General features: G+C 68.1%; 6 protein-coding genes and 1 pseudogene. 3 read left to right on the top strand and 4 right to left on the bottom strand.

The genetic code is table 11. The features are described from left to right. Window positions 1-339: 339 nt before the first annotated feature. Window positions 340-756 carry a type II toxin-antitoxin system tRNA(fMet)-specific endonuclease VapC gene (gene vapC / locus BUB97_RS25250; protein ID WP_073140686.1) on the bottom strand — a complete coding sequence of 139 codons (417 nt, stop codon included), beginning with the start codon at window positions 754-756 and terminating at the stop codon, window positions 340-342. Beyond that, on the bottom strand, window positions 756-977 hold the full coding sequence (gene vapB / locus BUB97_RS25245; RefSeq protein ID WP_073140683.1) for a type II toxin-antitoxin system VapB family antitoxin: 222 nt from the start codon (window positions 975-977) through the stop codon (window positions 756-758). Before vapB ends, vapC begins: the two co-directional genes overlap by 1 nt. Before the next feature lie 126 nt (window positions 978-1,103). On the opposite strand from vapB, the gene BUB97_RS25240 reads away from it, so the two are divergent. Beyond that, entirely contained in the window at window positions 1,104-3,005 is a 1,902-nt protein-coding gene (locus tag BUB97_RS25240) for a DEAD/DEAH box helicase (RefSeq protein ID WP_073140681.1), read from the top strand. 9 nt (window positions 3,006-3,014) lie between these two features. On the opposite strand, the gene BUB97_RS25235 is transcribed toward BUB97_RS25240, so the two are convergent. Beyond that, window positions 3,015-3,467: a type II toxin-antitoxin system VapC family toxin gene (locus BUB97_RS25235; protein WP_277614064.1), complete on the bottom strand. Its 453-nt coding sequence runs from the start codon at window positions 3,465-3,467 to the stop codon at window positions 3,015-3,017. A gap of 14 nt (window positions 3,468-3,481) precedes the next feature. Continuing rightward, on the bottom strand, window positions 3,482-3,763 hold the full coding sequence (locus tag BUB97_RS27540) for a FitA-like ribbon-helix-helix domain-containing protein (RefSeq protein ID WP_073140675.1): 282 nt from the start codon (window positions 3,761-3,763) through the stop codon (window positions 3,482-3,484). A gap of 548 nt (window positions 3,764-4,311) precedes the next feature. On the opposite strand from BUB97_RS27540, the gene BUB97_RS25225 reads away from it, so the two are divergent. Together BUB97_RS25225 and BUB97_RS25220 are read left to right on the top strand one after the other, a co-directional pair. Next, window positions 4,312-4,701, top strand: a complete 390-nt coding sequence (locus tag BUB97_RS25225) for a hypothetical protein (protein ID WP_073140672.1) — start codon at window positions 4,312-4,314, stop codon at window positions 4,699-4,701. 30 nt (window positions 4,702-4,731) lie between these two features. After that, window positions 4,732-4,912 (top strand): annotated as a pseudogene (locus tag BUB97_RS25220) (transglycosylase SLT domain-containing protein); the annotation flags it as partial.

Raw genomic sequence — 4,912 nt, 5'->3', positions numbered from 1 at the left:
CCTGCTTGACCCGCGGCCACAGCCCGCGGGACATATCCCCGCACGGGTCAGTTCTCGATGAAAACCCCGGGTCAGTTCTCAGCGAAACTCAACAAGTGTTCGTGGAGGCTGTGCGCCATCAGTCGTGAACCGGAGGCAGCGTTCCGGCCTTGGCTGAGCCGTCATTCTGGCCCTCCAGGCTGTTGCAAGAGCGTCGCGATGCCACGGGACAACGCGTCACGGGGCAGCCACGAGGGGTTCCTCAGCCGAGTGGGGACATGACCTAGCGCGTGCACGTCAACGACATCGTCGCGTAATGTATCTTATGTAAAATAGACGTCCTACTTGCCTGTTTTTCGGCTACTTTTCCTGCACTGACGCCAGCCAGTCCTCACAGCGTAGTCCCTCCACGCGGCGGAACTCGCTGAGGTTGCCTGTGACCACGACCAGCCCGCGGCTACGCGCGTGTCCCGCGATCATCAGATCGTAGGCACCAATAACCTGCCCGGCGCGCTCCAGCGCTGTGCGAATCTCTCCCGCATGCGCTGCTGCGTCCGCGTCGAAGGCCAGCACATCCAGCCGCGCCGTGAAGCGCTCCACCTCCCGCCGGTTCTCGATCGGGCGGGCCGACTTGCCCGCACCGTGCAGTAACTCCATCAGAACCACGGTCGAGATGCAGAGTGAGCCGGCCTCGGCGTTGAAGCGTGTTCGTAGGCCTTGCGGTCGATCTCGCAGAACACGGATGCAGAGATTCGTGTCCAGCAGATAGCGCAGCATCAGAAGCGCTCGCGTTCCTCGGCACGAGGCTGGTTGCGGTCCGGCAGGTCAATCCCGGGTGCACCGAAGAAGTCGTCCCAACTAGCATCCGCCGGCACGATGACCCGGCGGGTGCCGTCCCGGAGGATCGAGACTTCCCTAACACTTTCTGGAAAGGCCACGCCCTTCGGCAGACGTACGGCCTGCGTCCGGTTGCTCTGAAAGAGAGTGGTCCGGGTCATGTGAACCTCTTGGGATATACAATCCATATATCCCCGCCTTGCCAAGGCGCAAGGTTTATAAGCCCTAGACACAGGAATCACGCTGAATCAGTGTCTTGGGGTGCTCTGTTTTGATCTTCCCCCACTGTGACCCGCCGGCTCCGCTCCCACCAGCAACGCCTCGCCGGGGTGGTGGAGGCAATCGCCAACGGCGAGACGGAGGCACGCGACATCCTGGCCGCCGTAACGCCCGGCGGGGGTAAGTCGCTCCTGCCGGTCATTGCCGCCAGCTGCCTCGTCGCAGCCGGGATCGTGGAGCGGGTCTGCTGGGTGGTGCCGCGCGACAGCTTGCGCCTGCAGGCCGAGGAGGCCTTCGCCGATCCCCTCTGGCGGCGGGCGCTGGGCCACTCCCTTTCCGTACGCGCGGCCGACAACACGCCGGACCCGAGCCGTGGCCTGGCCGGCTACATCACGACCTATCAGGGCATCGCGGCCGCCCCGGACCTGCACCTGGCGGAGTTCCGACGCCGCCGCACGCTGCTGGTGGTGGACGAGGTGCACCACCTGCCGGCGCTGGCCGACATCGATCTTGTGGCCGCGGCGCAGGAGACAGAGGAGGACCAGGCGAGCGCCTGGTCCCGCGCCATCCTGCCCCTGCTGGAATGCGCCCGCGTCCGCCTGCTGCTCTCCGGCACGCTGGAGCGGGCGGACGGCAGGGGCATCCTCTGGCTGCCCTACCGCCGCGGCCCGAAGGCGCGCACGCGCGAGGTGGAGCTGGACGCCGAAGGGTGGGCGGTGGTCGGCTACTCCCGTGCCCAGGCGCTGGCCGAGCGCGCCGTGCTGCCCGTGACCTTCGGCGCGCTGGATGGCGAGGCCAGCTGGCGCGACGAGGACGGCAACGAGCTGGGCCCGCACCGCATCTCCGGCCTCTACCCCGACGAGACGACGCGCCCTGCCCTCTTCACCGCGCTGCGCACCGGCTTCGCGGAGGCGCTGCTGCGCGAAGCCTTCCTCGCGATCCGCGACCTGCGCGCGCGGCGCCGGCGGGAGCGCGGCCTGGTGCCGGGCGAGGCGGCGCGCGGCCTGGGCAAGTTGCTGGTGGTGGCGCCCGATCAGACGACGGCGCGCCACTACCTGGAGGTGGTGCGGAAGTGGGTCCCGACGGCTCAGGCCGCGGTTGTAGCGGGGCTCGCGACCTCGGACACGCCGCGCGCCCACGAGCTGCTCGCCGCCTTCCGGCTGATGCCGGAACCCTCGATCCTCGTGACAGTGGCCATGGCCTATGAGGGGCTGGACGCGCCCGAGGTGGCCGTGGTGGCGGCGCTGACCCACATCCGGTCGCGGCCCTGGCTCGAACAGATGGTGGCCCGCGCAACGCGAGTGGACCCGAATGCCGGGGGCTACGAGGCGCAGCAGGCGCTCGTCTTCCATCCCGACGACCCGCTGTTTGGCCTGTTCCGCCGCAGGATGGAGACGGAGCAGGGCACGATGGCGCGCCGGCCGAAGCCCCGCCGCGGGCAGATGGCGCTGCCGGACTGGCTGCTGGACAAGCTGCCGCCGGCGGAGAAGGAAGGCATCGTCCCGCTCTCCTCCAACGCGTTGGCGCTGCGCTACGACCGGCTGGCGCCCGGGCCAGAGCTGGCGATGCACCGGCCCGAGAACGAGGAAGCGCAGGGCGAGCTGCTGGAGGTGCCCTCAGTCGTCGAGCGGAGGCTGAGGGCACGGCTGGGGGAGATGGTGGCCGCCCAGGCGGTCGAGGACGAGGCGGGGGCGAGCGGATTGCGGGGTGGCCTGGCCGGGCCCGGCCTCTACCATCGCTACAACGCGGTCCTGAAGCGTGTGACGGGCGACAAGGCGCGGGCGCGCATGACGCTGGAGGAGCTGGAGGCCGCGATCGGCTGGATGGAGCGCAACCGGCTGGGCGACCACCTGCACCTTCTGGAGGGCGACCCGCGCTACGCCTGGTCCGCCCGAAAGCGGGGTGAGTGGAAGCCGCCCGTCGGCCGCCCCATGCGGCTGAGGCCTGAAGCACGGGCCTCCAGGAGGTAGGAGGCGCGTCTAGCCATCCTGTCCAGTGAGCCCCTGCTCCTCTGCCCAGCTGGAGAGCGGAATCACCATGCCCGCCACGAGCGGATCAGGGTGCCGCTTCATGTCCCGCACGAAGGGCGCGTCCGACACCACGACGCCCCGGGCTCCCATGGCGATGGCGAAAGCCAGGTAGAGCGTATCATAGGTCGAATGATTGGTAGCCAGGCCGATGTCGAGCGCGACGGAGTGGAGGTCCAGCCCCGTCGTCGAGGTTGGCTCCACCTGCGCCTGCAGGAGTGCCAGCCCTTCCCGTGCCTCCTCAGCTGTGAGGGCGCGCCTGCGTACCTGCAGCCAGAGGACATTTGTGGCCTCCCCCAGCCAGAAGTCAGGAAGGAGGAGCTCTTCACCTCCTGTCGCGAGCGCCTGAGCCAAGTGGCTGTCGGGCTCCTCGAGGACCCACTTCAGCCCCACGGATGCGTCCACAACCAGCGCCAAGCTCAGTCGCCCTTCGGCCTGTGGGCCAGTTGCTCGGTGCGACCTGCCCGCGACTGCTCCAAGAGCTCACTAGTCCCCGCTGAACCGCGCCCCGCCGTTCTGCGCCGGAACTCAGCCAGCCGCTCGGCCGCTTGTTCTCGGGCCGATGCAGGCCCTGGTCCCGTCAGCACGGCGCGCAGGATCTCCCGGTGTTCGGCTTCGGCAGAGCGGCCATGCTCCGCTGCACGGACCCGCAAGCGGCGGACGATCTCCTCGTCCAAGTTCCTCACTGTGAGGGCGGGCATACCTACCTTCCTTCGCCTCCAGCTTAGCTGATAGCAAAATGCCAGCAATGCAAGCAAGCCAGACCCGGTCCTGTTCGGGATGGGGCTACTGTGAGAGGGACCGGTACCTGATCGAGTCCGGGCACCCTCTTCCCCTTTCGAGGCTAGATGGCAGCGCCGATTCGCGGATCAGGGCAGCAGCCCGGGCGATTGGCAGTTCCGGAGCATGCCGGTCTCCGAGTTGTGACTTGCAGCTGAACATGTTCGAGACCGGCACCTCCGTGCGCACCTACGGATCCGCAAAGTTAGAAGTTCGGTTTTGTTCCCAACGCGGATAGGTCATGTAAGAAGGCGTTTTGCTCCTCCTTCTGCGTTGCAATTGCTGCGCTATGCTCGCTAGGGTTGCGGCACAACAGACCCAACTGCAGAAGCGAAATAGCAATTTTGGTTCTCCGCACCACCATCTCCAAGGGGCTGCAGGCCGGACCCTCGTGCGAGGTTCGGCAGCTACCACTCGGCAGGATGGCGGGTTCCCAGCTAAGTTCCCCCTCCGTCAGGGGAACGGATACTTGCGAGGGCTTCTGCAAGAGGCAGAGATCCGCGCCGGCCTGGAGGCTGGGGGGCGGATCGAGAACGTGGTCATCGTCGCGCGTCGCAGCGAGGCGGATGGGGTGGAGCACGTCCCCTACCTGCTTCCGAGCTGGCGGCGAGGCTACGTCGCTATCGGCCTCTTCCGAGGTGCCGGCGTGCGCGCCTATCGCGACCTCAACCGGCTGGTCCGCTTCATGCGCGACGAACTCGGCTTCCACGGCCCTATCTCCCTGCACGAGCCGGACTGCACGAAGCTCGCGAAGCTCCGCTCCTTCCTCGACGGCGCCGTGCCGGGCGGGCCGGTCCAGCCCAACAAGTCCCTGCCAGCCGGCGACGGGGTGGCGACGCCGGACACGCTCGACACCTAGCGAGGCGGCCCGCGGCCCGGTGGTGGCCGCGTGATCCTGGAACTGGCCGTCGTCGCGCAGCTCGCCGCCCGCTGCGCCCCCTCTGTCGCTATTGAGACGCTGGCCGCCGTCATGCGGACGGAAAGCGGCTTCAAGCCCTTCGCCCTGGGCGTGAACGGGCCGGGCGGCGGCGCGATCTTCCCCGAGACGCGCGAGGCCGCCGTGGCGCTCG

This window comes from Muricoccus roseus (assembly GCF_900141905.1).
GTDB lineage: Bacteria > Pseudomonadota > Alphaproteobacteria > Acetobacterales > Acetobacteraceae > Roseomonas > Roseomonas rosea.
The sequence above is the reverse complement of the archived record's forward strand: the minus strand, read 5'-3'. Positions and strand labels throughout refer to the sequence as shown.